At 65.9% G+C, this 26,798-nt stretch carries 23 protein-coding genes and 1 other RNA gene; 13 read left to right on the top strand and 11 right to left on the bottom strand.

The window, feature by feature from the left end; all coding sequences use genetic code 11:
* The first annotated feature begins 52 nt into the window (after positions 1–52).
* The 4 genes from ABGX75_RS01985 (at position 53) to ABGX75_RS02000 (ending at position 4,696) form a co-directional block, all read left to right on the top strand.
* Entirely contained in the window at positions 53–1,309 is a 1,257-nt protein-coding gene (locus ABGX75_RS01985) for a peptidase (RefSeq protein ID WP_347410830.1), read from the top strand.
* 50 nt (positions 1,310–1,359) lie between these two features.
* The gene (locus ABGX75_RS01990; protein ID WP_011505340.1) at positions 1,360–1,539 is read left to right on the top strand and encodes a hypothetical protein; all 180 of its coding nucleotides are present in this window, start codon (positions 1,360–1,362) and stop codon (positions 1,537–1,539) included.
* 39 nt (positions 1,540–1,578) lie between these two features.
* Positions 1,579–3,171, top strand: coding sequence for a sodium:solute symporter family protein (locus ABGX75_RS01995; protein WP_179152422.1), 1,593 nt, complete (start codon positions 1,579–1,581; stop codon positions 3,169–3,171).
* 91 nt (positions 3,172–3,262) lie between these two features.
* The gene (locus ABGX75_RS02000) at positions 3,263–4,696 is read left to right on the top strand and encodes a sigma 54-interacting transcriptional regulator (RefSeq protein WP_347410829.1); all 1,434 of its coding nucleotides are present in this window, start codon (positions 3,263–3,265) and stop codon (positions 4,694–4,696) included.
* Between the two features lie 6 nt (positions 4,697–4,702).
* Here the strand turns inward: ABGX75_RS02000 and ABGX75_RS02005 are convergent, their stop codons facing one another.
* From ABGX75_RS02005 to ABGX75_RS02020, 4 genes are all read right to left on the bottom strand, one after another.
* Complete coding sequence (locus ABGX75_RS02005) at positions 4,703–5,935, bottom strand: UbiH/UbiF/VisC/COQ6 family ubiquinone biosynthesis hydroxylase (RefSeq protein WP_224113433.1); 1,233 nt, start codon at positions 5,933–5,935, stop codon at positions 4,703–4,705.
* Positions 5,936–5,955: 20 nt separating this feature from the next.
* The gene (ubiH, locus tag ABGX75_RS02010) at positions 5,956–7,158 is read right to left on the bottom strand and encodes a 2-octaprenyl-6-methoxyphenyl hydroxylase (RefSeq protein WP_347410828.1); all 1,203 of its coding nucleotides are present in this window, start codon (positions 7,156–7,158) and stop codon (positions 5,956–5,958) included.
* 178 nt (positions 7,159–7,336) lie between these two features.
* Complete coding sequence (gene pepP, locus ABGX75_RS02015; protein WP_347410827.1) at positions 7,337–8,674, bottom strand: Xaa-Pro aminopeptidase; 1,338 nt, start codon at positions 8,672–8,674, stop codon at positions 7,337–7,339.
* Between the two features lie 55 nt (positions 8,675–8,729).
* Positions 8,730–9,332 carry a UPF0149 family protein gene (locus ABGX75_RS02020; protein ID WP_035414051.1) on the bottom strand — a complete coding sequence of 201 codons (603 nt, stop codon included), beginning with the start codon at positions 9,330–9,332 and terminating at the stop codon, positions 8,730–8,732.
* Between the two features lie 213 nt (positions 9,333–9,545).
* Between ABGX75_RS02020 and ABGX75_RS02025 the strand changes: the two genes are divergently transcribed.
* The 3 genes from ABGX75_RS02025 (at position 9,546) to ABGX75_RS02035 (ending at position 10,724) form a co-directional block, all read left to right on the top strand.
* Positions 9,546–9,863, top strand: a complete 318-nt coding sequence (locus ABGX75_RS02025) for a cell division protein ZapA (protein ID WP_011505333.1) — start codon at positions 9,546–9,548, stop codon at positions 9,861–9,863.
* A gap of 44 nt (positions 9,864–9,907) precedes the next feature.
* Positions 9,908–10,091: non-coding RNA, 6S RNA (ssrS, locus tag ABGX75_RS02030), on the top strand.
* Positions 10,092–10,097: 6 nt separating this feature from the next.
* Entirely contained in the window at positions 10,098–10,724 is a 627-nt protein-coding gene (locus ABGX75_RS02035) for a 5-formyltetrahydrofolate cyclo-ligase (protein ID WP_347410826.1), read from the top strand.
* A 442-nt stretch (positions 10,725–11,166) separates the two neighbouring features.
* On the opposite strand, the gene ilvA is transcribed toward ABGX75_RS02035, so the two are convergent.
* A complete protein-coding gene (gene ilvA / locus ABGX75_RS02040; protein WP_347410904.1) occupies positions 11,167–12,780 on the bottom strand; it encodes a threonine ammonia-lyase, biosynthetic in 1,614 nt (537 codons plus the stop codon).
* A gap of 182 nt (positions 12,781–12,962) precedes the next feature.
* Here ilvA and rpiA point away from each other — a divergent pair, with 182 nt between their 5' ends.
* Positions 12,963–13,634 (top strand): ribose-5-phosphate isomerase RpiA, encoded by a 672-nt coding sequence (gene rpiA / locus ABGX75_RS02045; protein ID WP_043557803.1) that lies wholly within the window; start codon positions 12,963–12,965, stop codon positions 13,632–13,634.
* Positions 13,635–13,668: 34 nt separating this feature from the next.
* On the opposite strand, the gene waaA is transcribed toward rpiA, so the two are convergent.
* From waaA to ABGX75_RS02060, 3 genes are read right to left on the bottom strand one after another with little or no spacing between them, the layout of a single operon-like run.
* The gene (gene waaA / locus ABGX75_RS02050) at positions 13,669–14,958 is read right to left on the bottom strand and encodes a lipid IV(A) 3-deoxy-D-manno-octulosonic acid transferase (RefSeq protein WP_347410825.1); all 1,290 of its coding nucleotides are present in this window, start codon (positions 14,956–14,958) and stop codon (positions 13,669–13,671) included.
* Positions 14,959–14,964: 6 nt separating this feature from the next.
* Positions 14,965–16,395, bottom strand: coding sequence for a bifunctional D-glycero-beta-D-manno-heptose-7-phosphate kinase/D-glycero-beta-D-manno-heptose 1-phosphate adenylyltransferase HldE (gene hldE / locus ABGX75_RS02055; RefSeq protein WP_011505328.1), 1,431 nt, complete (start codon positions 16,393–16,395; stop codon positions 14,965–14,967).
* The gene (locus ABGX75_RS02060) at positions 16,385–17,497 is read right to left on the bottom strand and encodes a glycosyltransferase family 9 protein (protein ID WP_035414057.1); all 1,113 of its coding nucleotides are present in this window, start codon (positions 17,495–17,497) and stop codon (positions 16,385–16,387) included. The genes hldE and ABGX75_RS02060 overlap by 11 nt, the downstream gene beginning before the upstream one ends.
* Here ABGX75_RS02060 and ABGX75_RS02065 point away from each other — a divergent pair.
* Both ABGX75_RS02065 and ABGX75_RS02070 read left to right on the top strand, forming a co-directional pair.
* Complete coding sequence (locus ABGX75_RS02065; RefSeq protein ID WP_043557802.1) at positions 17,496–18,221, top strand: 3-deoxy-D-manno-octulosonic acid kinase; 726 nt, start codon at positions 17,496–17,498, stop codon at positions 18,219–18,221. The genes ABGX75_RS02060 and ABGX75_RS02065 overlap by 2 nt on opposite strands.
* 12 nt (positions 18,222–18,233) lie before the next feature.
* Complete coding sequence (locus tag ABGX75_RS02070; protein WP_347410824.1) at positions 18,234–20,081, top strand: DUF3413 domain-containing protein; 1,848 nt, start codon at positions 18,234–18,236, stop codon at positions 20,079–20,081.
* On the opposite strand, the gene ABGX75_RS02075 is transcribed toward ABGX75_RS02070, so the two are convergent.
* Positions 20,066–21,205 (bottom strand): glycosyltransferase family 4 protein, encoded by a 1,140-nt coding sequence (locus ABGX75_RS02075; protein WP_224113427.1) that lies wholly within the window; start codon positions 21,203–21,205, stop codon positions 20,066–20,068. The two genes, ABGX75_RS02070 and ABGX75_RS02075, sit on opposite strands and share 16 nt — an antisense overlap.
* 60 nt (positions 21,206–21,265) lie before the next feature.
* On the opposite strand from ABGX75_RS02075, the gene ABGX75_RS02080 reads away from it, so the two are divergent.
* From ABGX75_RS02080 to ABGX75_RS02090, 3 genes are all read left to right on the top strand, one after another.
* Complete coding sequence (locus tag ABGX75_RS02080) at positions 21,266–22,336, top strand: glycosyltransferase family 9 protein (protein WP_301968686.1); 1,071 nt, start codon at positions 21,266–21,268, stop codon at positions 22,334–22,336.
* The gene (locus tag ABGX75_RS02085; protein WP_011505322.1) at positions 22,333–23,088 is read left to right on the top strand and encodes a glycosyltransferase family 2 protein; all 756 of its coding nucleotides are present in this window, start codon (positions 22,333–22,335) and stop codon (positions 23,086–23,088) included. The genes ABGX75_RS02080 and ABGX75_RS02085 overlap by 4 nt, the downstream gene beginning before the upstream one ends.
* A gap of 103 nt (positions 23,089–23,191) precedes the next feature.
* Complete coding sequence (locus ABGX75_RS02090) at positions 23,192–24,763, top strand: sulfatase-like hydrolase/transferase (protein WP_224113426.1); 1,572 nt, start codon at positions 23,192–23,194, stop codon at positions 24,761–24,763.
* Here ABGX75_RS02090 and waaF read toward each other — a convergent pair.
* Both waaF and rfaD read right to left on the bottom strand, forming a co-directional pair.
* A complete protein-coding gene (gene waaF / locus ABGX75_RS02095) occupies positions 24,756–25,805 on the bottom strand; it encodes a lipopolysaccharide heptosyltransferase II (protein ID WP_301968688.1) in 1,050 nt (349 codons plus the stop codon). The genes ABGX75_RS02090 and waaF overlap by 8 nt on opposite strands.
* Positions 25,798–26,754 (bottom strand): ADP-glyceromanno-heptose 6-epimerase, encoded by a 957-nt coding sequence (gene rfaD, locus ABGX75_RS02100; RefSeq protein WP_301968689.1) that lies wholly within the window; start codon positions 26,752–26,754, stop codon positions 25,798–25,800. The genes waaF and rfaD overlap by 8 nt, the downstream gene beginning before the upstream one ends.
* Between the last annotated feature and the right edge of the window lie 44 nt (positions 26,755–26,798).

A 26,798-nucleotide genomic window follows, 5' to 3' on the forward strand; every position in this document is an offset into this window, starting at 1 on the left:
CGACTCGCCCGCGTACCACCGCTTCGACACCGCACCAACAAGGACAAAGCACATGAAAGACCGGATTCGCGACGCCATCGACCAGCAACGGGAAGCCTACACGGCTTTGCTGCAAGAATGGGTACAGGACCCCACGCTGTCGGGGCAGGAGTCTCGTTACCAGCACCGAATCGCCGACCTCTACCGCGAATTGGGGCTCGACACCGACTTGTGGGAAATCGACATCGCCTCCCTCAAGCATAATCCGTTGTTCCACTGTCAGCGTGAAAGCCTCGCCGGCAGCCCCAACGTGGTCGGCACCTGGAAGGGAACCGGTGGTGGTCGCTCGCTGATCCTCAACGGACACGTGGACGTGGTACCGGAGGGAGATCATGCCCAATGGCATCACCCCCCTTACTCGGGCGAGATCATCGACGGCTGCCTCTACGGGCGTGGCGTCACCGACATGAAGGGCGGCAACCTGTCCGCTTATGTGGCAGTGGCCACGCTCAAGACACTGGGCGTACGCCTCAAGGGCGACGTCATCCTGCAGAGCGTGATCGAGGAGGAAGCTGGGGGTGCGGGCACGCTGGCGGCGCTGGAACGCGGCTATACCGCCGATGCCGCGCTGATCCCGGAGCCCAGTGAACAGAAGATATTCCCGCGCCAGCAAGGCTCGCGCTGGTTCCGGCTCAGGGTGATGGGAGTGAAGGCGCACGGCGGTACCCGTTACGAGGGCGTCAGTGCCCTGGAGAAAAGCGTCGCCGTCATCGCCGCCATCCAGGCGCTGGAGGCGCAACGCAACGCAGACCTCAACGATCCGCTATACGAGGGCGTTCCGATTCCGCTGCCGATCAACCTGGGCCGCATCGAAGGCGGAGACTGGCCCTCCAGCGTGCCGGACGAGATCACCCTGGAGGGCCGCATCGGCGTTGGCCCCGGCGAGACGGTGGAAACGGCCGAGCAGGCCCTGGTATCGGCCATGGCGGCCCTCGCCGAGCAAGACGACTGGTTCGCCGACCATCCGGTCGAGGTGGAGTTCTATGGCGCCTGCTGGCAGCCCGGCGGCATCGATCTCGACAGTCCCCTGGTGACGCAACTGTGCAACGCCTTCGAGCGCGTTCATGGGCGCATGCCCGAACGCCAGGCCTCGCCCTGGGGCACCGACGGCGGCCTGCTGAGTCAGTACGGCGTGCCGGCGCTGGTGTTCGGTCCCGGCATCACGCGGCTGGCACACTTCCCCAACGAGCATATTCGCCTCGACGACATCTTCGACGTGGCCGAGATCATGGCCCTGACCCTGATCGACTGGTGTGAACTGGCCGACTGACCACGACCGTCCACTCGCTCCTCACCAACGTACAACAAGAGGCTCTTCCCATGGACTTCAATCCTCAGGTTCTACTGCTGTTCACCAATGCCTTCCTGACCACCGCCCTGTCGGTGGTCATCGTCGGCGTCATCCTGGTGCGCGAGTACCGGCCGACGATACGGCGTCTGGAACAGGCACCCAAGGAAGAAGACACATGCGCATCCAGTGAGCCCGACCCGCGCTCCTGACCCCAACAAGCACAATACCGCTGACTGGAGACACTCGTTATGACTCTGGCGATCTTCGCTACCGTACTCGCCGCCTATGTGGCGGTGGCGGCCTTCCTGGCCCGCCGAATCAAGAACAAGGACGACTTCTATGTCATGGGGGAGCAGGGCTCCACGCTGCTGATCGTCGGCACCCTGGCCGCCACCTTCCTGAGCGCCGTCACCCTGATGGGAATCGCCGGCATCTCCTACAGCGAGGGCCCCCTGGTCATCGCCGCCCTGGGCTCCTTCGGCGCCTGGGTCGGCACCCTGGTCGCCGTGGTCTTCATCGGGCGCAAGCTCAAGGCATTGAATTGTCGCACCATGATGGATTTCTTCGACTACCGCTTTAACAACAAGTGGGTCAGCGTGGTCGCCCTGATCCTGATGGTGGTCGGTCTGCTCGGCTACGGCATCATCCAGCTGATCGGCGCAGGGCTGGTTCTGGCGGAAATCATCGACATTCCCTTCCCGGTCATCATCGTCGCCTTCACCCTGGCGCTGCTGGCCTTCTGTTCGCTATCCGGCATGTACGGGGTGGTCTACACCGACACCATGATGTTTTTCACCATGCTGGCCATCGCCTTCATCATCGCTCCCTTGCTGATCGGCGATGCCGGTTTCGAGGCAATGAAAGGCCTCGGCGAAACGCTTCCCGGCTTCTGGACCGTGGGCGGCGCCAGCGACCGGCCCCTGAGCTGGTCGATCTCGCAGTTTCTGGTATGGATCCTGTTCTTCGCTTGCACGCCGGCACTGGTATCTCGCGTCTTTCCGGCGAAGAACGACTTCGTCATCCTGAAGGTCGCGGTGATTGGCGTCTTCTTCGCCCCGGCCATGCAGTTGCTGGTATTTCTGGCCGCCAGCGCCATGCAGGTCATTCAACCCGGGATCGAACCTACCGATCGGGCCATGATCGTCGGCTTCATGGAGCATACCAACCCGACTCTCGCCGGCATCGGCCTGGCGGGGCTGATGGCATCGATCATGTCCACCGCCTCGACCCTCTTCGTGCTGACGGGGTTCGCTCTGGCGCGCGACCTCTACGAGAAGCTCTTCGATCGCAAGGTCAGCGAGCACAAGGGCGTGGTCCTCGGCCGCATTTCTCAGGCCATAGTGGCACTGATCGTATGTGCCGTGGCCATCTCCCGCCCCGCGGGCATCTACTGGATTTCCATCTACGCCGGCGCCATTTTCGCCGTGGCCTGGCTGCCGACCATCGTTGCCGCCCTGCACTGGCGCCGCATGAATGCCAATGCCGCGCTGGCGTGCATGCTGGTAGGCTCCATCACCTTCATTGCGGTCGGCGAGCTCGAACGTCATGGGGTGATGTCGCTGCCCTGGAACATCGATAACCTTCAGGTCGCCATCGTGCTGGGTACCCTGTCACTCGTCGTCGTGGGCCTGAAGAGTCGTCCCAACGACTACGAGCTGCGCGTCTTCGACGACATTCGCGCCAAGCGTTTGTCCGACACCACCATCAGGGACATCCTCGCGCGCCCCGATGGCGCTCGCGAGCTGATCCGCGAGTACCGCCAGGTGTGGGCGATCATGGCACTGTTCGTGATCATCGCGGCAGCTCTGTGGGGCTATCTGTTCAGCAAGCTGGGCATGTAGCCCGTCCCCTTCATGGGCGCCGTCGGCGGCGCCTTTACTACCGACGACTGCGGGCACACCATGGTCCCCCTGGTCCCTGCCCGGAGTCCGTATGAACCACGGCACTCTCATGCCCGAACAATTGCTGGCCATCCTCAATGCGCTTGAAGATGGCATCTTCATCACCGATCTCGGGGGCCATCCGCTATGGGTCAACCAGGCGAGTCTGTCCCAGCTCGAGACCACCGAAGCGCACCTCTACGCCAGCGATGTCTATCAGCTGGAGGAAGAGGGTGTCTTCTCTCCCTCGGTCACTCGGTTCGTGATCGACGAGCGTCGTCCCGTCAGCGTGGTTCACCGCTATCGCGGCAAGGACTACCTGGTCAACGGCAGCCTCTTTCATCTGGACAGCGACGACTCAGGCGAGCCGGATGCCGTGCTGGTGCAGACCCGCAACCTGGACCGCGATGTGCTGGCATCCCGTTCGCCGGACACCACTCAGGCATTGCTCGATCATGTCATGCATCAGCTGAAACGCATTCGCCAGGATCAGGTCGCGACGGAGGCCAACCCGGCCGCTCCCAGTCGCAGCCCCCGCTATCGCCAGTGCCTGGAACGCCTGGATCGCGCCGCCGCCAGTGACACGACCGTCCTGGTGAGCGGTGAAACCGGTGTCGGCAAGAGCTGGCTGGTCAATCGACTGCACCAGTTCAGCCCGCGCTCGGAGCAACCGCTGATTCATGTCAATTGCGCGGCCATCCCCGAGGCCCTGCTCGAGGCCGAGCTGTTCGGTCACGAGCGTGGCGCTTTCACCGGTGCCCACCGCGACGGCCGGGTGGGTTACGTCGCCCTGGCCGAGGGCGGCACCCTGTTCCTCGACGAGATCGGCGAGCTGCCGCTGGCGCTGCAGCCCAAGCTCCTGCAGTTGCTTCAAGAGCGCGAATACCACCCTTTGGGCGGCAGCACGCGCAAAGCCGATGTACGCATCGTCGCTGCCACCAACACGGACCTTCCCGCCCGAGTGCGAGACGGCAGCTTTCGCGCCGACCTGTTCTATCGGCTGAACATCGTGCCCATCGAGGTGCCGCCGCTGCGAGAACGTGCCGAGGACATTCCCCATCTCGCCAACCAGCTGCTCGCCCATATCTCGCGCCGACACAAGCGGCGCCTGACGCTCGAGCGCGATGCCTTGCGGGCCCTGACCCGTCATCACTGGCCCGGCAATGTGCGTGAGCTGGAAAACCTGCTGGAACGGCTAAGCGTTTTCTGCGAGGACGAGACCATCAGGGTTGCCGACCTGGCCCCGGACCTCGATATCGAACCCGCCGGTTCCGCACTGCCCGAAGGGGACACACAGCCCCTGCCGCAACGGTTGGCGCAGCTGGAACACCAGGCCATCCGCGAGGCCCTGGCGCTCACCGGCAGCACCCGCAAGGCAGCAAGGACACTGGGCGTCACGCAGTCCTGGTTGATGCGCCGAATCAAGCGCCATGCCATCGACACTGACACCTCGACGTCAGAACGCACGTCTGTCGACGCATCATGAAACCCTCTAGCGACACACGGCGGGCAGCTCGCCGCGCTCGCCGGCGGCTTGGCGGATCAAGAGCCGCTTGAGGGGCATCAGGCGGTGCGTGCTGGAAAGACCGACGTTACGTATCAATCGTAATGCGGGGTGTCGGGCGCCGAACAGCAGGCGGAAGCCGTCCATCAACGCCAGCATGGCGGCGTTGTCGCCGCGCCGGCGCCGAGCGTAACGCGCCAGCGTGCGAGCATCGCCGAGGGCCACGCCACGTTGCCGGGCGTGGACGATCTCCTCCGCCAGCACCGCCGCATCCAGGAAGCCCAGATTGACGCCCTGGCCGGCCAGCGGGTGAATGCTGTGCGCGGCGTCGCCGATCAGGGCCAGCCCGGGGGCGGTGTAATCGTGGGCATGACGCTGGGTCAGCGGGAAGTGGTGTACTTCGTCGAGCACGTCGATCTTGCCCAGCCGGTCTTCCATGGCGGCATTCAGGGCCTCGGCGAATGCCGCCGGGTCCAGCGCCAGCAGCCGCTTGGCATGCTCGGGGCGTGTCGACCAGACGATCGAGCAATGGTGATCGTCTTCCTCGACCCGCAGGGGCAGAAAGGCCAACGGCCCGTCCGGCAGGAAGACCTGGCGCGCCACGCCACCGTGGGCCTGCTCGCAGCGCAGCGTGGTGACCAGCGCCACATGACCGGTATCGTGCTCGCGCACCTCGATGCCCGCCAGGCGGCGAAGCGGGGAGCGCGCGCCATCGGCGGCAACCACCAGCGGCGCCATCCAGCGGCTGCCATCGTCGAGGGTCAATGTCTGCGTCTCGTCTTCGCGCTCGATCCCCGACACTCGCACGCCGAAACGCTGGGTCACGCTCGGCAGGGCGGCGAGGCGTGCTTCGAGCCCCGCCAGGACGACGTCGTTCTCGACGATATGGCCCAGCTCGCGCAGCCCGATGTCCGCCGCCTCGAAGGCGATTTCACCGCTGCCTTCGCCGTCCCAGACGCGCATGCCCTGATAGGGCGAGACACGCCGCTCGGCCATCCACGACCAGACTCCCAGATGCGTCAGCAAGCGCTGCGATACCGGCGTCAGGGCGCTGACCCGAGGAGCGGGCAGGCCGCGACCGACATCGTCGCTGGCCAGCGGCGCCGGGCGGGCATCGAGTACCGTCACCGAGATGCCGGCCTCGCCGAGCAGCGCCGCCAGCGCGGCACCGACCATGCCGCCGCCGACGACGATCACCTCGTCGTGTGTCGTCTCTTCCATGTTCGTTTCCTCGTCGGCCGTCATCGCTCCAGCCCCATGGCGCGGCGCGCCAGGGTGCGTCGCAGCGGGCTCACGATATTGAGTCCCACCAGCCCCGCGGCGCGCAGGTGGGAAAAGGCGGCATGCTCGATGCCGAACAGGCGGATCAAGCCGTCGCTGAAGCGGATCACGTTACGCCGATCGGCGGCACGGCGGTTTTCGAACTCGCCCAGCAGGCCCGCACCGCCGGGTGCCTGTCCACGGCACAAGCCGTCCTCGAGAGTCGCGACCAGATCCATCACGCCCCGCAGGGCGAGGTTGAAGCCTTGCCCGGCCACCGGGTGCAGGGCATGCGCGGCATTGCCCAGCACCGCCAGATGGGGGCGCACCGGCTCGTTGGCCGTGACCAGCGACAACGGATAGGCGTCACGCCGGCCGATGCGCCGGAAACGTCCCAGGCGGTCGCCGAAGGCGTCTTGCAGGCGCCTCAGGCAGACGTCGTCCGACCAGGCCAGGGCGTCTTCGCGCCGCTCGCTGGCATGCGTCCAGACCAGCGCCATCCGGCGTCCCGCCATCGGCAACAGCGCCATCGGGCCTTGCGACGAGAACCGCTCGTAGGCCACGCCACCGTGATCGCGACCGACCTCGACGTTGGCGATCAAGGCATGCTGTTCATAGGGCTGCGCCTGGCTGGCGATGCCCAGCCGTTCCTTGAGCCCCGAGCGTCCGCCGTCGGCGAGCACGGTGAGCCCTGCCTCCAGGCAGGCGCCGTCGCTGAGCGTCAGGCGGTGGCCGTCGGCGATGGGCACGATGTCGTCGACACGCGCCGGACAATGCCAGGTCAGCGGCAACGCCCCGAGGGCGGCATGCAGCACCTGGCCCATCCAGGCATTGGGGATCACGTAGCCCAGCGCGTCGAGGTCGAACTCGTCCGCCGTCAGCCGGGTGGCGCCGAAACGCCCGCGCTCGCTGACATGGATCTGACGAATCGGCGTGGCGCGCTCGGCCATGGTCGCCCACACCCCCAGGCGTTCGAAATGACGGCGCGAGCCTTGCGCGATGGCGCTGGCCCGGGCGTCGAAGCTGGGTTGAAACGTCGCCGCCTGCGCATCGTTCAGTGGCGCCGCCTCGATCACCGCGACCCGCAGCCCATGGCGCTCGATCAACGGCGCCAGCGCACACGCCAAGCTGGCGCCGACCAAGCCGCCACCCACGATGGCGATATCCACCCGATTGCGGGGCATCGCAAACTCTCCCTGTCGGCTCCGAACGTCCCGCCATCGGCGATGGCGGGACACGCTGTTTTGTACCACGTTAAGGGCATGCACGGCAGTCGTGGCGGGCCTCTCCCGGCCACGGCCGCCGCGCTTACGTATTCATAACGTAATTACGTAAACATCATTCATGGCGATCAAAAATTGATCAACGGTCATGCATGAGTGCCTCGATATCCGCCACCGATTTCGGCACATCCGTCGTCAGCACCTCCCGACCCGTGGCGGTCACCGCCACATCGTCCTCGATGCGAATGCCGATGCCCCGATACGCCTCGGGAATATCCTCGGCGTCGGGGATGTAGAGTCCGGGCTCCACGGTCAGCACCATGCCCGGCATCAGCTCGCGCGGCTGTCCCTCCAGGCGATAATCGCCGACGTCATGCACGTCGAGCCCCAGCCAGTGCGAGGTCGCATGCAGGAAGAAACGCCGGTACCCGTGGTCGTCGATACGCGTCTCGAGCGGACCTTCGAGCAAGCCCAGGCGAATGAGCCCGTCGGTCAGGTCACGCACGACGCCTTCGTGTATCGCCTGCAATGTCGTGCCGGGCGCGACGGCCGCCACGGCACGGCACTGGGCCTCGAGCACGAGGTCATAAAGCTCTCGCTGGGCCGGGGAGAAACGCCCATTGACCGGAAAGGTGCGGGTGATGTCACCGGCGTAGAGGTCGAACTCGCCACCGGCATCGATCAGCACCAGGTCGCCATCGTTCAGCGTCGCGCCGTTTTCGATATAGTGCAGCACACAGGCGTTCTCGCCGCCGCCGACGATCGTCGCATAGGCCGGCGCACGGGCGCCGTGCCAGGCGAATTCGTGTTCGAGCTCCGCCTGCAGCTGATACTCCTGCAGGCCGGGGCACACGCTCCGCATGGCACGCCGATGAGCCGCCGCTGAAATGCGTGCCGCATGACGCATGAGGTCGAGTTCCGCCTCGCTCTTGATCAGGCGGCGCTCGTGGATCAACGGCGCCACATCGGCGAAGGCGCGCGGCGCGCGCGCGCCCCGTCGTGCCTGGGCCGCCAGTTCGGCGCGCAGGGACTCGGCCAGGGCCAGCGTCTCGCCGTCGTCAAAGGGCAGGTAAAGCGTTTCACGGCCATCGAGCAGCTCGGGCAGGAGGGCATCGCGTTCGTCGTTTTCGTAGGCCGCATCCAGGCCGTACGTCGTCACGGCCTTCTCGGCACCGATGCGAAGGCCGGTCCAGGCCTCCATGTGCGGATCCTTTTCCTGGCAGAACAGCACCGCCTCGCCGTCCTCGCGGCCGGGCAGCAGCACCAGCAGGGCATCCGGCTCGGGAAAACCGCTCAGGTAATGAAAGTCGCTGTCCTGGCGAAACGGGTATTCGCTGTCGCGATTGCGGGTCTTCAACGAGGCCGCCGAGAGCAGCACGGCGCTTTGCGGCGGCAGGGCCGCCATCAGCGACTGGCGGCGGGCACGGTATTCGGCAGGAGAAATCGCCGCAGGGCGCGGCAGGGGAGTGCGGGGCATGACAAGCTCCTCGGTCGCGGGGGCACGCCGGGGCGCACCCCGGCGCGCGAGCCCATCAGTGTGTCCGGTCGGGCGGCGTGCTGCCGTCATCCTCGGTGTCGACGCGCTCGACCTGGGGCTGACCGGGGTGCTGCTCGGTGTAGAGCAGCATGGCCGCCATGCGGGCATGCTCGGTCAAGGCGAACAGGTCGTTCTCGTTCTCTGCGGTCTCATCGAGCTCGATGTCGAACTCGGTGAGCGAAGCGAGATCCTCGAGCACTTCGCGCAGGGCCGCCGACCAGCCATCGCGCTTGTCGCTGGCGACTTCGGCGACGGCCTCCAGAAAGCCCTGAGTCCACTCCTGGAGCCCGCGGGCGCGCTCGGCGAGGGAGAACAGCTCATCCGGCAGCAGGGGCTCGAAATTGAGCTCCGGCGCGGCCAGGGCGTCGAGCGTCTGCTGTCGCCAGGCGAGGAGCACTTCGCCATCCTCGCGGCTCTTGGGTTGATCGACGCCCAGGGTCGCGCAGACTTCCTCGAGCCAGGTGTCGGCGGCGATATCGTCCAGCGCCAGACGCGCACACAGGCGGCCGTCGAGAAACGCCGGAGACTGCAGACTGCCATGGGCGAGGAAGGTGTCGGCGACACGGGAAAAATCGAGTTGTTCGTCGATGAGGGACATGAAACGGTCCTATGGTGTGGCAGGCCGCCGGGGCGCGTTGACCGCGACCTGGCGGCTCTTTATAGTGATCGATGGCTTACATGGCGGCGAACGCAGGCTCGCGACGGCAGGATGCCGATGTCGTCGAGGCCGTTCCCACCACCGCGCTCGGCGCGGAAACCTGGTTTCATCTTACCGCATCGGGCCCGACCTTGGCCCGCTCTGGAGCGACCCATGACCGACGCCTCGCGGCCGACGATCGAAATCACGCTGCTGGGACGCCCCTACGTGATTGCCTGCCCGCCCGACCAGGAAGACGATCTCAAGCGCGCGGCGCGCTATCTGGATCGCGCCATGAACGGCATCCACGCCCAGGGCAAGGTACAGGGCGCCGAGCGAATCGCCATCATGGCGGCGCTGAACATCACCCATGAACTCCTCGAGGCGCTCGACAACCAGCGCGAGGGCGAAGCCAGCCTGTCGCGCGTCAACGAGCGCCTGGAAAACGCCCTGGCCAATGTGCCCTCGAATGCGGACGATGCCGCGACCTGAGGTTTAACGTTTTGGCGACGCCCCGGTGTCTGCTAGGATAGAGACGTTCCCTGAGGTGTTCGCCAGTCGTTGTATTCCCTCGAGCCTATGCGCATTACCACGGGGGCCAAATGCTAGACGGGTCTGTGTGCATGTCCGTGCGACGGAAAGCCTGATGACTCGTCTGCGGCCACCCACCTTGAACCTTTAGGTTCAGGGCCAAGACGACAGCGGCACTTTGGGGAACCTCCCATCATGACGCATGACGCTACCTCCGACATGCCCAGCCGGCGACAGCTTCGCCGCACTCTTCGCCAGCGCCGACGCGGCCTTTCCGCAGCGCAGCGCCGCCAGGCCGCAGGCCTGTTGAGCCAACGCCTGCGCCGCTTGCCGGAAGTCAAACGCGCACGCCGAGTCGCACTCTATCTGCCCAACGACGGCGAGATCGATCCTCGTCCGCTGATCGACTGGTTTCGACGGCGCGGGGCCCACGTCTATCTGCCGGTACTGCGTCCGCTATCCGACAACCGGCTATGGTTCGTGCATTACCACGCAAGCACGCCCATGCGCACCAATCGCTTCTCGATCCCCGAGCCCTGTACGCGCCATGGCGCGCACCATGCGCGACGCTTGCCCGCCTGGGCGCTGGATCTGGTGCTCATGCCGCTGGTCGGCTTCGATGCCAGCGGCAATCGACTGGGCATGGGCGGCGGCTTCTACGACCGCACCTTCGCCTTCCGGCGTCTGCGCCGGCCGCACCCGTGCCTGATCGGTCTCGCTCACGATTGTCAGTACGTCGAGCGGCTTCCCGCAGCGGACTGGGACATCCCCCTGGATGCCATCGTCAGCGATGCCCGCGTGGTTCGCCCGACTCGCACTTGAGCCTGGCAGAAGCTGGCAAAGCCCGGAAATGGAAACGGCCGCTGACAGTGAACTGTCAGCGGCCGTTTGCACGGTCATGCGACTCTCGGCAGTGGAACCGACCGGCGGTCGGCTCGGACGCCTAGGTACCCATCAATGTTTGTGCGTACCCTGTCGCGACCACTCCCAAGCCGAACACCAGTACCAAAGCCATGACCAAATCAGGCTTGCGTTTCATTTCCTGCTCCGTAAGAAACGGTTGTTTTACCACCCCAAATAACGCATACGACTATAGGCTCAGCTATCGGGGTTGACAACGGCCCTCGGGCATTAGAATGAAACGTTTGGTTAACGAACATCGTTCGCGCCGGACTTCCTTCATGCCGCCGACATGAGAGCCTATCGGTAGACAGTTTCTCATAATCGGCGACTATGAAGGCAGCGTCGTCTCGACGTCCCCGTCTCAGGCCATGAACAGACGATAGGCGGGATTGTCGGATTCCTTCCAGTAGCGATAGCCGATGCGTTCGAAATGTTCCTCGACATGCGCCCGGGCGCCATTGGGGATCTGCATGCCCACCAGCACTCGGCCATACGCCGCGCCATGGTTGCGGTAGTGGAACAGTGAAATGTTCCAGTCGCCGGGCAGATGAGTCAGGAAGTTCATCAGTGCGCCGGGGCGTTCGGGGAACTCGAACCGGTAGACTTCTTCGCTGAAGTGCTCCTTGGGACGCCCGCCACCGAGATGGCGAATATGCAGCTTGGCCAGTTCGTTGTCGGTGAGGTCCTCCACCGGATAATCGGCCTCGCGCAACTTGTCGATCACCGCCTGGCGGTCCTCGCCGCCCGGCTTGACCTGCACGCCGACGAAGATGTGCGCGTGGTCGGGGTCGGCGTAGCGGTAATTGAACTCGGTGACCATGCGCTTGCCGATGGTCTTGCAGAATTTCTTGAAACTGCCCGGCCGTTCGGGAATAGTCACCGCCAGAATCGCCTCGCGCTGCTCGCCCAGCTCCGTGCGCTCGGCGATGTGCTGCAGACGATCGAAATTGGTGTTGGCGCCCGAGTTGATGCACAGCAGGGTCTCGCCCTCGGCGTTCTGCTGCTGGATGTATTTCTTGAGCCCCGCCAGCGACAGCGCGCCGGAGGTCTCGGCGACCGCCCGCGTATCCTCGAAGATGTCCTTGACCGCCGCGCACATCTCATCGGTGGTGACGGTGATCACGCCATCCACCCAGTGGCGCAGGATCTCGAAGGGTGCTTCGCCGATCTGCGCCACGGCCACGCCCTCGGCGAACACGCCGACCTGGTCGAGGGTGACCCGCTCGCCGGCTTCCAGGGCCGCCTTGAGGCAGGCGGCGTCTTCCGCCTCGACCCCGTACACCTTGATCTCGGGGCGCAGGTACTTGATGTACGCCACCACGCCGGCGAGCAGCCCGCCACCGCCCACGGGCACGAATACCGCGTCCAGCGGTCCGCTGTGCTGACGCAGGATCTCCATGCCCACCGTGCCCTGGCCGGCGATCACGTCATTATCGTCGAAGGGCGGAATGTAGGTGTAGCCATGCTCGTCGATCAGCTCGCGCGCATGTGCCAGCGCCTCGCCGAAGGCATCGCCCTTGAGCACGACCTTGGCGCCACGCGCGCGCACGGCCTGGACCTTGATGTCGGGCGTGATGCGCGGCATCACGATGACCGCCTTGACGCCCATCTGCTTGGCGGCCATGGCCAGGCCCTGGGCATGGTTGCCGGCGGACGCGGCGATCACGCCCTTGGCCTTCTGTTCATCGCTCAGCTGGGCCATCTTGTTGTAGGCGCCGCGAATCTTGAAGGAATAGACCGGCTGCAAATCCTCGCGCTTGATCAGAATCGTGTTGTTGAGACGGCGGGAGAGAAAGGGAGCAGGGGATATCGGCGTTTCCCGGGCCGCTTCGTAAACGCGAGCCTGGAGGATTTTCTTGACGGTCTCTTCTAGCATTCTGGTGTGTCCTGCGAATTCGCGCGTCTCATTGGAAAACCGGCTCCCACTCCCCGCGCCCCGCCGAATCGGGCAAGACGCCGTCGCCGCGAGCGGCACGGACAACGAGAATGAGCGCCAGCATGGGGCCAAACCGGTAGCAAACTTCCATTGTTAGCAGAGCGCGCGGCGTGGCGTCCAGCCCCGGGCACTGCCATGTCGCTGTCACGCCCTCTTACCGCACGACGATAAGCCTTATAATGGGCACCGCACTTCGCTTTACTCGCCAAGACGGACACGACATGACCCAGGACGAACTCAAGCGCGCGGTGGCCGCCGCCGCCATCGAGGAAATCACGCCCTTGCTGGGGCGCGACACCATCATCGGCGTGGGCACCGGGTCCACCGCCAACTTCTTCGTGGACCTCCTCGCCGAGCACAAGCATGACTTCCTCGGCGCGGTGGCAAGCTCGGAAGCCACGGCCAAGCGCCTGCGCGATCACGGCATCGACGTTTACGAGCTCAATCACGTGGGCACGGTGCCGGTCTATGTCGACGGCGCCGACGAGATCGATGCGCACTTCAACATGATCAAGGGCGGCGGTGCGGCGCTGACACGGGAGAAGATCGTCGCGGCCTGCGCGGAACGTTTCGTGTGCATCGCCGACGCTTCCAAGCGCGTCGACGTGCTCGGCGGCTTTCCGCTGCCCATCGAGGTGATCCCCATGGCGCGTTCCTACGTGGCGCGGGAGATGGTCAAGCTGGGCATCACGCCGGTCTACCGCGACGGCGTGGTCACCGACAACGGCAACCAGATCCTCGACGGTTACGAATGCCTGTTCGAGGACCCCAGGGCCATGGAGCAGCGCCTCAACAACATCGTCGGCGTGGTGACCAACGGGCTCTTCGCTCAGCGCGGCGCGGATGTGCTGCTGCTGGGAACGGAGCATGGCGTCGAGCGCCACACGCCCTGACGACACGGGCCGTGCACTCCCGCGGCGTGGCGGGCTAGCGTGTCGGCGTGGCCGGCAACCGCGCGGCGATGCCCGCCAGGGTCACCTCCAGGGCACCGCGATTGGCGTCCACCACGGCTTCGCCGGCGGCTCCCAGCCCGCGGCGCGCCTCGGGGTCGTCGGCGAGCGCCACCAGGGCATCTCCCAGTGCCGCTGCATCGTCCACCTCGCGCAGGGCCTGTGCCTCGCGCAGGGTCGCAGCGATGTCCTCGAAATTCTCCAGGTGCGGCCCGGTGAGCACCGGCACGCCGAGTGCGGCGGGCTCGAGCAGATTGTGTCCGCCGATGGGCATCAGGCTGCCGCCCACGAAGGCGACATCCGCCGCGGCATAGAAGCGCATCAGCTCGCCCATGGTGTCGACCAGCAGAACGCTCGTCGCGGCGTCGGGTGTCTCGCCCTGCGAACGCCGCGCGATATGCTCGCCACGCGCCACGCAGAGCTCGGCCACGGCCGCGAAGCGCTGTGGATGACGTGGCACCAGGACCAGCAAGGCCTGCGGATCGCGCTCGCGCAGCCGGGCATGGGCATCGAGCACCTGCTCGTCTTCGCCGTCATGGGTGGAACCGGCGACCCACACGAAGCGGCTTTCCCAGGATGAATGTAAGCGCTTACCCTCATCACGAAATCCGTCGTTGAGCGGCAGATCGAATTTTATCGACCCGACCACGTCGCCACGTGCGCGGGGCAACCCCAGCGCCACGAAGCGCTCCAGGTCCGCCTCCGACTTGGCCGCCAGCCAGCTCACCGCACCCAGTGCACCATGCAGCAGTGCCCTCACCCTGCGATACCCCTGGAAGGCCTTCTCCGAGAGCCGTGCGTTGGCCACCACCACGGGCACCTGCTGCCGGTCGCACGCCGCCAGCAGGTTGGGCCACAGTTCGGTTTCGACGATGATCGCCAGTCGCGGTCGCAAGCGCCTCGTGAAGCGCCGCGCCGCGCCCGGAAAGTCCAGCGGCAGGAAATAATGCGTCAGCGCGTAGCGCTCGCCGGGAAACAGCGCACGTACGCGTTCGGCGCCGGTCGCGGTCATGGTGGTGACCACGAGACGGTGATCGGCATGGCGTTCGGCCAGGGCCTCGATCAGGGGACGCGCGGCCAGCACCTCGCCGACCGACGCGGCATGCAGCCAGATCGTCGGCGTCTCGTCCACCGCGGCGATCAGCCCCAACCGTTCCGCACGCTTGTTAGTGAGCGCATGCTCACGCCATACGCGCCACCATATCAAGGGTGACAGGAGATACAACGCGCCACTGTAGAGGCCGCGCGCGAGACGGGGCGTGAGCATCGCGCCTTAGCCTTCCCGGTCGAGAATGGTGTCGATCATGGCGGTGGTCGAGACGCCGTCCTCGAAGTTCAGCACGCGAACCTCGCCCCCGGCGGCCATGACCGCTTCGCCGCCGGCGATGTCCTCGGGACGATAGTCGCCGCCCTTGACCAGCACATCGGGCAGCACCTCGGCGATCAGTCGCGCCGGGGTTTCCTCACCGAAGGGCACCACCCAGTCGACGGCACTCAAGCCCGCCAGCACCTGCATGCGACGCTCGAGGGCGTTGATCGGACGCTTGGGCCCCTTGAGGCGTCCCACGGAGGCATCGTCGTTGACCGCCACCACCAGCCGATCTCCCAGGCGCTTGGCCTGCTCGAGGTACGCCACGTGGCCGGCATGCAGGATGTCGAAGCAGCCATTGGTCATCACCACCCGCTCGCCACGCAGCTTGGCCGCGCGCACCGCGTCGATCAGCGCGCTTTCCTCGATGGGACCGAACTCGGCGAGCTTGTCGCCATGCAGTGCCGTGTAGAGCTCGGCGATGGACAATGTCGCGGTGCCCGGCTTGGCCACCACCAGCCCCGCTGCCAGGTTGGCCAGCATGATCGCCTCCGGGTAGCCATGCCCCGCCGCCAGTGCCAGGCCGAGCACGCCGATGACGGTATCCCCGGCGCCGGTCACGTCATACACCTCGCGGGCATGGGTCGGCAGGTGCAACGGCGCGTGTCCCTCGCGAATCAGCGTCATGCCCTTCTCGCTGCGCGTGACCAGCAGCGCCTCGAGCTCCAGCTCGGCACGCAGGCGCTCGCCCTTCTCGGCCAGCGTGGCATCGTCGGGACACGGACCCACCACCGCCTCGAATTCCCCAAGATTGGGCGTGATGATGCTCGCGCCGCGATACTTGGCGAAGTCATGCCCCTTGGGATCGACCAGCACTCGCTTGCCGGCGCCACGCGCGGTGGCGATCAGCGTCTCGACGCGATTGAGACTGCCCTTGCCGTAATCGGAGAGGATGACCACGTCGGCCTCGGGCAGCGCCGCTTCGACGCGCTCGGTCAGGCCCTGGGTGTCGATTTCCCACAGCGATTCCTCGAAGTCCAGACGCAGCAACTGCTGGTTGCGGCTCATCACGCGCAGCTTGGTGATCGTGGGTATCTCGGGGCTACGGTAGAAGTAAGTACTTACATCGCAAGCTTCGAGACGTGCCGCCAGCAAGTCGGCGTTTTCATCCTCGCCGACCACGCCCGCCAGGGCCGCATGGGCGCCCAGCGCGGCGATGTTGAGCGCCACGTTGGCGGCACCGCCGGGACGGTCTTCCGATTCGCCGACCTTGACCACCGGTACCGGCGCTTCCGGCGAGATGCGCGAGGTGCCGCCATGCCAATAGCGGTCGAGCATGACATCGCCCACTACCAGCAAGCGGGCCTGTTCGAGGACGGTCAGATCAAGTTTCATGGTCGGGCTCCGGGCGGGACGAGGCGGACGGCGCGGCGTTCAGCAAGGCATCGAACTGCGCGATGACGTCGTCGGCGTGGATCAGGCTCATGGCATCGGGGTGGCGCACGCGCGCGCCCCAGGTGATGGCCTCCGGCGATTTGTGCAGGTAGCGACGCACGGCGTCGGGGTAACGGTCGACCACGAAGTCGCGCCAGCAATAGGGCGCGGCGCGCTCGGGATTGGTCGTGGCGTAAAGCCCCAGCGTGGGGGTGCGCAGCGCATTGGCCATGTGCACGGGGCCGGAATCCGGGGCGATCACCATGCGCGCGCGGTCGAGCATCGCCAGCAGGCCCTTGAGCGAGGTCGCGCCGATGGCATCGATAACCGCCTCCTCGGCGCACAGGGCGCGAATGCGCGCGCCCATTTCCTGCTCCTGGGTACTGCCGCCCCCGGTCATGACCGTGCGCAGGCCATGCTCTTGCCAGGCATGCGAGATCACGGCGGCGTAGCCTTCGGCGGACCAGTTGCGGAAATTGCGCAAGCGTGGGTTGGCGCACGGGCTGATGACGATATACGGCGCGTCGCCGGTCACGCGTGCCGCTTCCTGGTAGGCGGTGTCGGGAATCGCCAGGTCCCAGCGCAGCGGCTCGGCATCGACTCGCTCGGCACCGCCCAGCAGACGGGCGAAATCGAGGAAGGAGTCGAGCACGTGCGCACGGGGGTGAGGTGTAAGTTGGCGGTGCGTGAACCAGTGCTGCCAGTCCTTGGCACGCGCCTTGTCATAGCCGATGCGCAGATCGGCCTTGAGCCCCAGCGAGAGCACGCTCGCGCGCAGCGCCTGTTGCATGTGCAGCAGCACATCGAAGCGCGTGTCGCCCAGCTGGCGCCACACCTCGCGCATGCCGGCCAGGCCCGTGGCCTTGTCGTAGACGATGAACTCGACCCCCGAGAGGCCGGCCAGTAGACTGTGCTCCCCCTTGCCGATGATCCAGGTAATGCGGGCATCGGGCCATAGGCGCTGCAACACGCGAATGGTCGGGACGAGGTTGCAGACATCGCCCAGCGCGGAGAGTCGCAGCACGCCGATATGCGCGGGACGGACGGGCAGAGGATGCTTCATGCGGTTGGCAACATTCCAAACGGGAAAGGCATTCATTCTATATGATGCCGACATTCTATGTGACGCCGGCCAAGGGCCACAAATCGACGCGGATTGGTTCACGCCCGCGTTCTGGCGCTCGCGCGACGCCGTGATCGGCGAAGCCCCGGGACGCGGGGCCAGCCTCTTCGTCGCGCATGGCGACGAGCGCTGGGCCCTGCGGCCCTATCGGCGCGGCGGCGCGATCGCCCGCGTGAGCGAACGCCGCTATGTCTGGACCGGGCTAGAGCGCACGCGCGCCTTTCGTGAAATGCGCCTGACCGCCGCCCTCGAGCAGCGTGGCCTGCCGGTACCCACGCCGGTCGCCGCCGCCGTATGGCGCCACGCCCTGAGCTACGAAGCGGCACTGATCACCCGCGTGATTCCAGGCGTGCAGGCCCTGGCCGAGCGCCTGCCGACGGCGGACACGCCCCTGCTGGCGCGTGTCGGCCAGACCATCCGCCGCTTTCACGACGTCGGGCTGGATCATGTCGACCTCAATGCCCGCAACCTGCTCGTCGATGCCGACGACCGCGTCTGGCTGATCGATCTCGACCGCTGTCGGCTGCGTGCGCCGGGCCGCTGGCAAGAAGCCAACCTGGCACGCCTCGAGCGCTCTCTGGCGCGCTTTTCTCCCACGACGGCGGGACGCGCTTTCACCGCGATTGTCGATGGATACCGACACGCTCCCCGCGACTCACGATAAGGTGGTCCCCGCATGCAAGATACGCTGAGGCGACGCTGGCGCGGCACGCTGGCGTTCGCGCTGTTGCAGTTGCCCCTCATCTGGCTGGTGGCCCTGCGCTACACGCCTTATCTCGCCGTGCCCGACGACCCCATGGGCGTGGCTTACCTGGTCCTGACCTGGATCGGCCACTTCGGCATGCTGGCATTGCTCGGCTGGCTGCCACTGGGCGTACTGGCCCTGCTGCTGAAGGCGCGCTGGCTATGGCTGCCGGCGGCGCTGCTGGGCGCACTCGGCCTGTGTGCGCTGCTGCTGGATACCGTGGTCTATGCCCAGTACCGCTTCCATGTGAACTACTTCATGGTCTCGCTGTTCTTGAACGACGAGAATGGCGAGATCTTCAGCTTCACGACCTCGACCTGGCTGGTGGTGATCGGCTGCGTGCTGCTGGCCCTGACCCTGGAAGGCTGGCTCGCCCAGCGCCTGATCGCGGGGGGACGAGGCCGTCGCCTGCCGGTCGGCTCGGCGTGCGGCGTGGTGCTGCTGGCCCTGCTGGGCAGCCACGCGCTGCATATCGTCGCCGACGCCCGCTACATGCGCAGCGTGACCCAGCAGGTCGGCGTCTATCCGCTGCTGTTTCCCACCACTGCCAAGGACTTCATGGAGGAACACGGCTGGCTCGATCCCCGCGCCGCCCGGGCCGCGAACGCCGATATCGAGGCCCGGCAGGCACAGAATCTCGATTGGCCCAAGAACCCGCTGAGCTGTCAGGCCATGCAGCCGCCCAATGTGCTGGTGGTGCTGATCGACTCCTGGCGCGCCGACGAATACGGACCGAAGAACACGCCCAACCTGCATGCCGCACTGAACGAGAGCGGCCGGCGCTATCTGAATCACTACAGCGGCGGCAACGCGACCCGCAACGGCACCATGAGCCTGTTCTACGGCCTGACCGGCAACTACTACGCCTATCTGAACGACTCCCAGACGCCCCCGCTGCTGCTGACGCAGTTGCAGAAGCAGGATTACGCGCTGGGCATCTTCTCGTCCGCCAGCCTCGGCAGTGTCGGCTTCGACCGCACGATCTTCTCGTCGGTCGAGTCACTGCGGATGGACACCCAGGGAGACTCGCCCGCGGCCCGGGACCGGCAGATGACCGAGGACTGGATGCACTGGCTCGGCCGGCAGGAACGGCAGGACGCTACCCCGTGGTTCGGCATGCTGTTCTACGATGCGCCCCACGGCTATGACGTCCCGGCCGACGCCGCCCAGCCCTTCCAGCCGTCGGTGCAGAACATGGACTATCTCGAGCTGGGTCCCGAGACCGACCCCCTGCCGTACTTCAACCGTCATCGCAACGCCGTGCATTACGACGACGTCCTACTCGGCAAGACCATCGACGACCTGAAAGCCAAGGGCGAATGGGACGAGACCCTGCTGGTGGTCACATCCGACCATGGCCAGTCATTCGATGATTTCGACAAGAACTATTGGGGCCACAACGGCCACTTCGCCTCGCCGCAGACCCGTGTGCCGATGCTCGTCAACGGCCCCGGCGTCGAGCCGGGCGAGGTCACGGGCATGACCAGCCACCTCGACGTGGCCCCCATGCTGATGCGCCACGCCCTGGGGTGCAGCAACCCGCTCTCCGACTATGCCATGGGCGAGGACCTGCTGAAGCCCGGCATCGACCATCCCTGGGTGCAATCCAGCAGCTACATCGACTACGGCATCATCGAGCCGAACCGGATCACGGTGGTCGATGGCACCGGTCAGTGGGAGATCGTCGACCGCCAGCTCGATCCGATCGAAGGCGCCGAATTCTCGCCGGCGGTGTTCGACGCGATGCAGTGGTTCCGCCGCTTCTATCGCCAGGGCTGATCGATGTCTTCGTAAACCGCCCGCAGCCCGGTGACGTGCTTGGCCAGCGTGAAGCGCGCGTTGGCCAGCCGACGCGCGGCCGTTCCCAGTTGCTCACGCAGCGCCGGGGCATCGCGCAGCTCGCGGAGTGTCGCGGCCCAGGCCGCCGGGTCCTGCGGGTCGACCAGGCGTCCGCAGCCGGCTCCGATGAGCTCGGGGATCGCGCCGCTGTCGGACCCCACCACGGCCTTGCCCGCTGCCATCGCCTCGATCACCGTCAGGCCGAAGGCTTCGTTGCGTGACGGCACGCAGACGATGTCGAGCACTTCGAACAGCCGCGCCAGGTCGCGCCGAAAGCCCGTGAAGGTGACACGGTCCTGCAGGCCTCGCTCGGTGACCTGCTGACGCAGGGAGGCGATGAAGGTGGAGTTGCCGCCCTCGCCCGCTTCCAGCCCGCCGATCAGCACCAGGTGTGACTGACGGTCGCCTGCGTCGACCAGCCGCATGAAGGCATCCAGCAGGACCTGCTGTCCCTTGCCCGGCGTCAGACGCCCCGGCAAGGCGATCGCCACCGCCTCGCGCGGAATGCCCAGATCATCGCGCAGCGTCTGGCGTTCGGCTGCCTCGAGACGCGGCGTGAACCGTGCCGTGTCGACTCCCAGATAAAGCGGCGTGATGCGTGACGCCGGCAGCGGAAAGGCCTTGCGGTTGCGCGCCAGCGTCGCCTCGCTGATCGACAGTACGCGGTTGACGCGGCGATACACCCAGCGGTGGTAAGGGTCGTGCTTGGGACGCGTCACCCCCATGTGATCGGTGAAGATCAGGCGCAATTCGGGGCACAGGCATTTGAGCAGCGCGCCCAGGCGCAGATCGCTCGACTTGTGGCAGTGCACGACCCCGATGCCGCGCCGGCGCAACCAGCGCACCAGTGCCGGCAATTGCCACAATGCTCGCGAGGGTGAGCGCACACTGCGCACCTCGACCGCTTTGCTGTCGGCCAGCGCCTGGGCCAGGCGCGTGCCTTCGAGCGTCAGCACGTAGGCACGCCACCCCTGGCGCACCAGCTCGGGTATAATGCGCACGGGGTACATTTCCAGCCCGCCCCAGCCGCGGGATAAACAGATGTGCAAGACCTTGTGCTGCAAGGCAAGCTCCTCGGACAATGGTCGACTCACGCGTCGACGCCACCGGGCACAGGAGACTCGATGACCCAGCCGCGCCCACAGCGCATCCTCGTGGTACGCAACGACAAGCTCGGCGACTTCATGCTCGCCTGGCCGGCCCTGGCCTGCCTGAAGAGTGCTCATCCCGACAACCATGTTGCCGTGCTGGTGCCCACCTATACGGCGCCCCTGGCGCATGCGTGCCCGTGGGTCGACGAGGTGATTCTCGACCCCGGCGACGGTGCGCCCCGGGCCCAGCGCAAGGCCTTGCGTGCCGCGCTGCGCGCGGGAGGCTTCGACGCCCTGTTGACGCTGTTCTCCACGCCGCGCATCGGCTGGCTGGGGTGGCGCGCCGGCATTTCCCTGCGCATGGCGCCTGCCACCAAGTGGGCACAGGTATTTTACAACTTTCGCATTAAGCAGCGTAGATCGCGATCGCAAAAACCCGAGTACGTCTATAACCAGGAGCTCGCGCATGCGCTGCTGCGAGCGCTCGGCCAGGACATCCCCGCGACGGCGCCCCCCTACTGGCCGCTTCCGGCACAGGCGCGCGATACCCAGCGCCAACGTCTGCGCGAGGAGCTGGGGATCGCTTCCTCTGCCCCCTGGTGGTTCCTGCACCCCGGCAGCGGCGGATCGGCGGTCAACCTCAGTGTGGCGCAATACATCGATCTGGTCGTCTCGTTGAACGGATTGCTGGCGTCGCCGCCGAAGTGGGTCATCACTCACGGCCCCAACGAGGAAGCCACGGCCCAGGGACTGGTCGACACCCTCGAGGCTCGCGGCATCGAGGCATGGCTCATGCCGCCGAGGGCCAGCCTCACCGATTTCGCCCTGACCCTGGCCGCCGCCGATGCGTTCATTGCCGGCTCGACCGGCCCCTTGCACATCGCCGGCGCCCTGAACCGTCCCACGATCGGCTTCTACCCGGCCAAGCGCTCGGCGACGCCATTGCGCTGGCAAACCTGCAACGTCGAGGAACGTCGCCTGGCCTTCAGTCCCCCGGCCGACGACGCCTCCGCCACCGACATGTCACGCATCGACATCGGCGCGGTGGCGCGCCATATCGCCGATGCCTGGCCGTCCCGCGCGGCCACCGAGGAAACGCCATGAAACCGCTGACCGGAATCGTCATCACCCTGAACGAACAAGCCAACATCGCCGATTGCGTGCGCTCGCTGCGCCGCGTCTGCGACGAGGTCATCGTCGTCGATTCGTTGAGTACCGACGACACCGTGGCCATCGCCGAGGCCGAGGGCGCCACGGTGATCTCGCAGGCCTATCTCGGCGACGGGCCGCAAAAGGCCCACGGCGTGCCGTTCGCCAAGCATGACTGGATCCTGGCCCTGGACGCCGACGAACGCCTCGACGACGATGCCGTGGCACTGATCGAGTCCCTGGCACTCGACGACCCGCGCACCGCCTACAGTTTCCGGCGCAAGAATTACGTGGCGCGTCACTGGATTCGTGCGGCCGGTTTCTATCCCGACCCCGTGGTCCGCCTGTATAACCGCACCACGTCAGGTTATTTGCCCAAGAAGGCGCATTCCTCGGTACAGGCACCCCGTGTGGAGGCGACCTCGGCCCATCTGCGCCATTTCACCTACGAGGACATGTCGCACTGGATCCGGCGCATCGACACCTTGTCCAGTCGCGACGCCTGGGCCATGAAGGAACGCGGCAAGCGCCCCTCGCGGCTGAGCCCGATACTGCATGCGACGAATGCGATGCTGCGCAAGCTGGTCTTCAAGGGCGGGCTCTTCCAGGGCATGGACGGCATGACGGTCGCCATGACCACGGCGTTTCATGCCTACATGAAATACGCCAAGCTCAATGAGCTGTACGAACTGGAACGCGACGCGTAAACGCCATGCCATGTGGCCCAGGAAGGTGCCACTCATCGCCCTCGGCGTTGTCATACACTTGTCATCATGACTCATGCTTTCGTGATCAGGGACGACTCCTGCAATGAAGATATCCACCGCATCGAAAAGATGGTCAGCGCTTACTTACATCGGGCTTTGCCTGGGGTACACCTTTTCCACGCTGGCCGTTCTCAGTCACTGGTTCATGATCCCGGTCGCCGCACTGTGGGTGGCCATCGCCTGGCGCTTCCGCTGGGGCCATCCCCGGCAACGCGCGAGCCTGCGCCGCGTCTGGCCGTGGTCACTGGTGCCCTTGATCCTGTGGTGGGTTTACCTCTATCTGGACGACAGCTTCGGCAGGCTCGATCTGGGCGCGGTGATCTTCCACTTGCAGGCCGGAATGACCGAACACGGTGGCGAGCGGCGCGTCTTCGCGGCATTCGCCTTCACGCTGTGCTGTATCCTGATGCTCGTGGCCTTCACCTGGCTGGTGCGTGCCGACCACCGGTGGCGGCTCTGGGAACGAGTCGGGGCGATCTTCCTGCTGGCCTTCAACCCGCTGCTGTTCGGCCTGTCGCAACGCGGTGCCTCGGCGATCACCCAGGGCGACTGGCTGCGCCAGCACTATCAGCCTCCGCGCATCGCCACCACGCCGCAGACGCGCCCCAACCTCATCTACCTCTACCTGGAAAGCACCGAGCGCACGTACGCCGACCGCGAGACGTTCGGCAATGCCTATGAGGATCTGGCGGCTCTGGGCCGGCGCGGCACGGTCTTCGAGGGCATCAAGCAACTCGACAACACCGGCTGGACCACGGCCGGCATGGTCGCCACGCAGTGCGGCGTGCCCTTGATTCCCGCCGGCCTGATGCACGACAACCAGTTCGAACCGCTGGATGCCGTGCTGCCGCATACCCGGTGTCTCGGCGACATGCTCAACGCCCAAGGGTATGACCTCACCTACATGGGTGGTGCCAGCACGCGTTTCGCGGGCAAGAAGGTCTTCTACGAAGGACACGGTTTCGATACCGTCCTGGGACGCGACGAGCTCGAGGACGACGTCACCCCGCCCGATTATCTCAACGACTGGGGACTCTACGACGACACGCTGCTCGACATGGCCACGCAGCGCATCCGCGAACTCGCCGGTGACGCGTCGCGCCAGCCCTACGCACTGTTCGCCCTGACCCTGGCCGCGCATCCGCCATTCGGCAATCCGTCGCAATCGTGCCTGGAAAATCAGGGAGAGTTCGATGGGGTGGACATTCTGTATTCGGTGAAATGCACCGGCTGGCTGGTGCGCCGCTTCCTGGAACGGCTCGACCGCGAGGGGCTGCTCGACAACACGCTGGTGGTGATATCCAGCGATCATCTGAGCATGAAGAATTCCGAGTGGCCGCAACTGGTCACCGCCCAGCGCGAAAACACCTTCATGATGCTCGGCCAGGGCGTGCCCGCCGGCAAGCGCATCCAGCGCCAGGGCTCGATGGTCGATGTCTATCCCACCGTGCTCGAGGCCATGGGTTTCACGCTGGAGACGCGCGCCGCCGGCCTGGGGCACTCGTTGTTCGCCGAACGCCCCACGCTGATCGAAGAATACGGGCTCGAAACCATCAACGACCACATGCAAGAGGAAGACGCCCTGCAGTCTTACATGTGGAAGGGTGTCAACTGAGCGAGCGCGGTGACGCGGACCCGGCGGCGCGGATCGAGGCCAGCAGTCGCGCCGGCTCGAGGTGGCGCAGACAGTTGGTGTGCCCCAGGGGGCATTCGCGGGCGAAGCACGGCGAGCAGGACAGGTAGAGGTCGTGGATCTCGGCGTTCTCGGTCAGCGGCGGCGTATAACTCGGCGAGGACGATCCGTAGACGGCCTGAACCCTGGTGCCCACGGCGGCCGCCACGTGCATCAGCCCGGAATCGTTGGTGACCACCTGCTGGCAGTCGGCGAGCAGGTCGACGACCTCGGTCAGCTGCGTGCGACCACAGAGATTGTGGACCCCGGGCAACGCCTGGCTGATCGTCTCGCCGGCGTCGGCGTCCTTGGGGCCGCCCATCACCCGCACCTCGTACCCCTCGGCCACCAGACGCTCCGCCAGGGTGCGAAAATGCGCCAACGGCCATTGCTTGGCCGGGCCAAACTCGGCCCCCGGCATCATGCCGATCGCGGGCCCTGGCGAAAGCCCCAGGGAGTCGCGCAGGCGCTGCTGTTCGTCGCCGTTCACGTCGAGCCGAGGCGCGGGAATGGCGAAGTCTCCCGTAAGGGCCTGCTCCTCGGGCAACCCCAGCGACACGAAGCGCTTCACCGTTTGATCCAGTACGCGCTTGTCGAGCTGACGGCGGGCGTTGAGAAGCCAATAGCGCTGCTCGCCGTGGAAGCCCACGCGCTCCGGTATCCGCGCCAGGAAAGGCACCAGGGCCGATTTCCAGGACCGCGGCAGCACGATCGCCCGATCGAAGCGCCCCTTCAGCTTGCCCGCCACCGCACGGCGCGTGGCCCAGCCGAACTCGCCGTGCTTGACGTCCAGCGCGATGGTCTCGTCGACCTCGGGCATGCGCGCCAGGATCGGCAGCGACCAGCCCGGCGCCAGCACCCCGATATAGGCCTCGGGATGATGCGCCTTGAGCGTCATGAACAGGCTCTGGGCCATGACCATGTCGCCGACCCACGAGGGGCCGACGACGAGCAGGCGCGGGGAGGTGGCGGTATCGTCAGCCATTCAGCCAATCCAGGTAGGCGCTGACGCCTTCGCGAACCGTCTTGAATTCCGCCTTGTACCCCGCCTCGCGCAGCCGCGAGATATCCGCCCGTGTATAGCTCTGATAGCGCCCTTTCAGCTCCTCGGGAAAGTCGATGTAGTCGATCTTGCCGGTCGCATAGTAATCGATCACCGTCTCGGCGATGGCCTTGAACGGCTCGGCGCGGCCGGTCCCCAGGTTGAAGATACCCGAGACCTCGGGGTGATCGAGGCACCACAGGTTGACGTCGACGACATCGCCGACATAGACGAAGTCGCGGCTTTGCATGCCGGCGTCATAGCCGTCCCAGGCACCGAACAGCTTGGGATTCTCGCCACGCTTCACCTGACTGTGGTGATGATAGGCGACGCTGGCCATCTTGCCCTTGTGCTGCTCGCGGGGACCATAGACATTGAAATAGCGAAAGCCCACCACCTGAGCGTCGAACGACTCCCAGTGGACGCGCACGTACTGGTCGAACAGCAGCTTGGAGTAGCCGTAGACGTTGAGCGGCTTCTCGTGCTCCGGCGCTTCCACGAACACCTCGCTGCCGCCATAGGTGGCCGCCGACGAGGCATACAGGAAGGGGATACGCTTGTACTGGCAGAAATGCAGCAGCACCTTGGAATACTCGAAGTTGTTCTCGAGCATGAACTTGCCGTCCCACTCGGTGGTATCCGAACAGGCGCCTTCGTGGAAAATCGCCTCGATCGGCGGCAGCTCGCTGGGTTCGCCGCGCAGTTCGGCCTTCACGCGCGCCAGGAAGTCATCCTTGTCGAGATAATCCCCCAGCGTGCAGTCGGCGAGATTGACGAACTTGGTGCCGTCGGAAAGGTCGTCGACCACGAGGACATCCTCGCGGCCGCGTGCGTTCAAAGCCTTCACTAGATTGGCGCCGATGAACCCGGCACCGCCCGTCACTACGATCATGTCGTCGATTCCTTCAAGTCGTGCACCCACGCGGGAAGCGTGCA

The organism is Chromohalobacter sp. (genome assembly GCF_039830575.1).
Lineage (GTDB): Bacteria > Pseudomonadota > Gammaproteobacteria > Pseudomonadales > Halomonadaceae > Chromohalobacter > Chromohalobacter israelensis.

What these genes read in the sequence shown, in the direction of transcription:
- ABGX75_RS01985 (WP_347410830.1), top strand. Translation starts at nt 53, where the DNA reads ATGAAAGACCGGATTCGCGACGCCATCGACCAGCAACGGGAAGCCTAC.
- ABGX75_RS01990 (WP_011505340.1), top strand. Translation starts at nt 1,360, where the DNA reads ATGGACTTCAATCCTCAGGTTCTACTGCTGTTCACCAATGCCTTCCTG.
- ABGX75_RS01995 (WP_179152422.1), top strand. Translation starts at nt 1,579, where the DNA reads ATGACTCTGGCGATCTTCGCTACCGTACTCGCCGCCTATGTGGCGGTG.
- ABGX75_RS02000 (WP_347410829.1), top strand. Translation starts at nt 3,263, where the DNA reads ATGAACCACGGCACTCTCATGCCCGAACAATTGCTGGCCATCCTCAAT.
- ABGX75_RS02005 (WP_224113433.1), bottom strand. Translation starts at nt 5,935, where the DNA reads ATGGAAGAGACGACACACGACGAGGTGATCGTCGTCGGCGGCGGCATG.
- ubiH (WP_347410828.1), bottom strand. Translation starts at nt 7,158, where the DNA reads ATGCCCCGCAATCGGGTGGATATCGCCATCGTGGGTGGCGGCTTGGTC.
- pepP (WP_347410827.1), bottom strand. Translation starts at nt 8,674, where the DNA reads ATGCCCCGCACTCCCCTGCCGCGCCCTGCGGCGATTTCTCCTGCCGAA.
- ABGX75_RS02020 (WP_035414051.1), bottom strand. Translation starts at nt 9,332, where the DNA reads ATGTCCCTCATCGACGAACAACTCGATTTTTCCCGTGTCGCCGACACC.
- ABGX75_RS02025 (WP_011505333.1), top strand. Translation starts at nt 9,546, where the DNA reads ATGACCGACGCCTCGCGGCCGACGATCGAAATCACGCTGCTGGGACGC.
- ABGX75_RS02035 (WP_347410826.1), top strand. Translation starts at nt 10,098, where the DNA reads ATGACGCATGACGCTACCTCCGACATGCCCAGCCGGCGACAGCTTCGC.
- rpiA (WP_043557803.1), top strand. Translation starts at nt 12,963, where the DNA reads ATGACCCAGGACGAACTCAAGCGCGCGGTGGCCGCCGCCGCCATCGAG.
- waaA (WP_347410825.1), bottom strand. Translation starts at nt 14,958, where the DNA reads ATGCTCACGCCCCGTCTCGCGCGCGGCCTCTACAGTGGCGCGTTGTAT.
- hldE (WP_011505328.1), bottom strand. Translation starts at nt 16,395, where the DNA reads ATGAAACTTGATCTGACCGTCCTCGAACAGGCCCGCTTGCTGGTAGTG.
- ABGX75_RS02065 (WP_043557802.1), top strand. Translation starts at nt 17,496, where the DNA reads ATGCGGTTGGCAACATTCCAAACGGGAAAGGCATTCATTCTATATGAT.
- ABGX75_RS02060 (WP_035414057.1), bottom strand. Translation starts at nt 17,497, where the DNA reads ATGAAGCATCCTCTGCCCGTCCGTCCCGCGCATATCGGCGTGCTGCGA.
- ABGX75_RS02070 (WP_347410824.1), top strand. Translation starts at nt 18,234, where the DNA reads ATGCAAGATACGCTGAGGCGACGCTGGCGCGGCACGCTGGCGTTCGCG.
- ABGX75_RS02080 (WP_301968686.1), top strand. Translation starts at nt 21,266, where the DNA reads ATGACCCAGCCGCGCCCACAGCGCATCCTCGTGGTACGCAACGACAAG.
- ABGX75_RS02085 (WP_011505322.1), top strand. Translation starts at nt 22,333, where the DNA reads ATGAAACCGCTGACCGGAATCGTCATCACCCTGAACGAACAAGCCAAC.
- ABGX75_RS02090 (WP_224113426.1), top strand. Translation starts at nt 23,192, where the DNA reads ATGAAGATATCCACCGCATCGAAAAGATGGTCAGCGCTTACTTACATC.
- waaF (WP_301968688.1), bottom strand. Translation starts at nt 25,805, where the DNA reads ATGGCTGACGATACCGCCACCTCCCCGCGCCTGCTCGTCGTCGGCCCC.
- rfaD (WP_301968689.1), bottom strand. Translation starts at nt 26,754, where the DNA reads ATGATCGTAGTGACGGGCGGTGCCGGGTTCATCGGCGCCAATCTAGTG.